This window comes from Flavobacterium panacis (assembly GCF_024649945.1).
Lineage (GTDB): Bacteria > Bacteroidota > Bacteroidia > Flavobacteriales > Flavobacteriaceae > Flavobacterium > Flavobacterium panacis.
Window position 1 is genome coordinate 1 of the sequence record NZ_JANKMS010000025.1, and the last position, 4,265, is coordinate 4,265.

At 36.8% G+C, this 4,265-nt stretch carries 1 protein-coding gene; it reads left to right on the forward strand.

Annotated elements, in window-relative coordinates; genetic code table 11:
- Positions 1-4,265 (forward strand): amino acid adenylation domain-containing protein (locus tag NQQ59_RS25140; protein WP_257698471.1); only part of this gene is annotated, 4,265 nt, incomplete at both ends.

The following is a 4,265-nucleotide window of genomic DNA, read 5'->3' on the forward strand; positions in this document are numbered from 1 at the left end:
AGGTCCAACCAATTGGGACATTATTTGAGGGAACAGGGCGTACAGGCCGATACCCTTGTAGGTATTTGTCTGGAGCGTGGTTTGGATATGATTGTTGCTATTTTGGGAGTTTTAAAATCCGGAGGTGCTTATGTACCAATAGATTCTGATTATCCACAAGATCGTATTGACTACATTATAGAAGACAGTGGTATATCCTTTTTTGTTACCCAGCAAAGCTATGAGTTCTTAATCGAAGATAAAACAAGGATTACTGGAGTTGTGATAGATTTGTGCAGAGAAATCATAAAACAACAACCGGTCACAGCTTTAAATATAGCTTTGGATTCACAACAAACAGTCTATTGTATTTACACATCAGGTTCTACAGGTAGACCAAAAGGAGTTGGAATTAGTCATACAAGTTTATTAAATATAGCTTTAAACTGGGAAAGATCTTATAATCTGGATAGTACAACTTGTTTATTGCAAATGGCCAGCTTTTCTTTTGATGTATTTTCAGGTGATTTATGCAGAAGCTTGTTGTTTGGGGGCAAGATGATACTTTGTCCTTCTGATCTTCGACTTGATCCCGCCCAATTGTATAAACTGATCTGGGAAAGCCGAGTTAATATATTAGAAGGTACTCCCGGATTATTGATTCCATTGATGGATTATATCTATGACCAGGGATTAGACTATGACTGGATGAATCTTTTGATTTTAGGTTCTGATCTATGCAGTGTTAATGATTTTAAAAGAATGTATATCAGATTTGGACATTCAATGAGGATCATCAATAGTTATGGTACTACAGAAACGACAATTGACAGTTCTTATTTTGAAGTAGATAATGTTAGTACACTTGATGGTTTGGTTAATGTACCAATTGGTAAACCTCTGTGGAACAATAGTTTTTATGTGTTAAACAAATTTAATACGCTTTTACCTGTTGGTATAATTGGAGAGTTATGTATTGGGGGAGCGGGGGTTGCTCAAGGTTATTTAAACAGAGAAGAACTAACGCAGGAAAAATTTGTATTAAATCCATTTGTAAAAGGGGAAAGGATTTATAAGACCGGTGATTTGGCACGCTGGTTGCCTGATGGTAATCTTGAGTTAATCGGAAGGCAAGATAATCAGGTTAAGATTCGGGGTTATCGAATTGAATTGGGAGAGATTGAGAATGTATTGTCATCTATATCAGGAATCAGTCAGTGCTGTGTATTGGCGAAAGAGGATGCTAGTGGAAACAAACGTCTGGTTGGTTATGTGGTTGCAGAAGATAAGCTTGATAAAGTGAATTTGCAAGCACAATTAAAATCAAGTTTGCCAGAGTATATGGTGCCTATGATTTGGGTTGAACTGGAAAAAATGCCATTAACTTCTAATGGTAAACTGGACAGAAGGATATTGCCGGATCCTGAGAGTTCAGATTTGTCGAGCAAGGAGTATGTAGCGCCACGAACAGAGACCGAAAGACAGCTGACCGAGATCTGGGAGAAGCTGCTTGGTGTGGAGAAAGTAGGTATTCATGATAACTTCTTTGAGCTTGGGGGCCATAGTTTATTGGCAACACGATTGGTGTCGATGATTCGTAAAGAGATGCTCCTTGAAGTATACATTCGAGAAATATTTGTGTATACTTCTATAGCAGCTTTAGCTGCTCACGTATCAGTCCAGTCAATAGGAGCTTTATTACCTGCTGTTGTTGCTGAGATTCGTCCGCAGCGAATTCCATTATCTTTTAGTCAGGAACGATTGTGGTTTTTGGATCAGTTAGAGGGTAGTGCTGCGTACCATATGCCTGTCGTCCTTCGTCTAGAAGGAACTGTGGACAAAGCGATCTTGGAGCAAACATTACGCAGTATAGTTTTGCGCCATGAGGTACTTCGCACGATTCTTTTATCGGAGGATGGTATAGCATATCAGGAAGTAATAAGTATAGAAGATTGGAAACTGGATATTGTAAAGGTAACTGATGAGAGTCTGTTTGAAAACAGCCTGCAAGATTATTTGTTGGTTCCTTTTGATTTATCGAAAGATTATAAATTAAGAAGTTGTTTGTATGATCTGGGCAACGAGAAGTATGTATTGGCTTGCGTCTTTCATCATATTGCCAGTGATGGCTGGTCAGAAGGTATTTTGGTAAATGAGTTCATGGAGCTTTACAGTGCTTTTCAATCCGGGAGACCTGCGGTTTTACCAGAACTTACTTTACAATATTCTGATTATGCAATCTGGCAAAGAAAATATCTGGAAGGAATTGTTCTTGAATCACAGTTAAGATATTGGGAAGACAAACTTAAAGATGTGGCTACATTGATTTTGCCAACAGATTATCCTCGCCTTTCTGTGCAGAATACAGCGGGATCGAATGTTTCTCTCGTATTGGATAAGGAGCTTAGTAGATCTTTAAATACTTTATGTCAACAAGAAGGCGTAACCTTATTTATGGTTTTATTGTCTGCATTCAAAGTATTGTTGTCCCGCTATAGCGGTCAAGATGATATTTGTGTTGGAACTCCAATAGCGAATCGTACCCAGTCGGAGCTTGAAGGTATGATAGGGTTTTTCGTCAATACACTTGCTATTCGTAATGATATGAGCGGCAATCCAAGTTTTAGGGAACTTTTAGAAAGAGTAAAGCAAACTACACTGGATGGTTATGACCATCAGCTGGCTCCCTTTGAAAAAGTGGTAGAGAGAGTTGTTACAACCCGAAATATGAATATGAGTCCTTTGTTTCAGGTGATGTTTGTATTGCAAAATACACCTGAAGGTCCATGTGATTCATCTTTAGAGAATATTATGTTTTTAGGTTATGAACTTAATACATTTAATTCGAAATTTGATTTGACACTAAATATATCTGAATCTCAAAATAATATTGTTTTGGATATGGACTATTGTACGGCTTTGTTTGATAAGTCCACAATTGAACGTATATTATTGCACTATAAAGAGTTATTGATTGGTGTTGTGAATAATATCGGTCAGCCAATTGACAGTCTTTCTATGCTTACAAGAGAAGAAGAGCATCAATTGTTAACTATTTTTAATACTTCTGAATTATCGTATCCTAAGGATAAAACGATAGTTGATTTGTTCAAAGCTCAGGTTATCAAAACCCCGGAAGCTACAGCATTGGTTTTTGAAGATGATGTAATGACTTATAAAGAGCTGGATGAGAGGTCGAATCAATTGGTTCATTATTTTGAATCAATTGGGATGACTAGTGGTTTACGAATCGGAATTTTGTTTAACAGAGGTTTTGATATGATTATTGGTATATTAGCTACCCTCAAATCAGGATGTACTTATATTCCTTTAGATCCCGCATTACCTTCTCAACGATTGTCTTATATATTAGAGGATTCGAGTGTGAATTTTCTTCTTTACAGAGAGGAATCTTTAGTGTCAGACTTATCTTTTTCAGAATTTATTATTTCTTTGGATATAACAAAATCTTTTAATTATAATTCTTCTGAAATTTTATATAAAGCAGTATCAGATTCAGTTGCTTATATTATGTATACTTCTGGAACGACAGGCAATCCAAAAGGGGTGATGGTTACTGATGGAAACATTGTTAGTTTGTGTACAAGTTGTGATTATATTTCCCTTGATTCAGATACGGTGTGGTTATCAACTGGATCTATTTCTTTTGATGCTACTACAATAGAATTTTTTGGCACCTTGCTAAATGGAGGGCAATTAGTATTAACTGATACAAATAAATTGCTAAATGTCGCTAGTCTTAAGAAACTTATTATAAAATATAAGGTTACGACTATGTGGATGACAGCTTCATGGTTTCATCAGGTAGTGGAGGATGATTTTTCTATTTTTGGACCTCTTAATTATTTAATAGTAGGAGGGGATGTAGTCTTGTTTAATTATACAAACAAGTTAAGAGAACTTTATCCAAAGCTTAAAATAATTAATGGTTATGGCCCGACAGAAAATACTACTTTTTCAACGACTTACAGCATTGATAAAGTAACGGATAAGAATCTTCCAATAGGAAAGCCGATTAATAATCGTGTAGCCTATATTCTAAATGCTTCGTTGGATTTAGTACCGATAGGGGTTGTCGGGGAATTATGTGTTGGAGGAGCAGGAGTCGCGCGAGGTTATCTGAACCGAGAAGAATTGACTGCTGAGAAGTTCATAGCAAATCCTTTTGTTGCAGGAGATAGAATTTACAAGACGGGTGATCTTGCACGTTGGCTTCCTGATGGAAATATAGAATACATCGGCAGGAAGGACAACCAGGTCAAGAT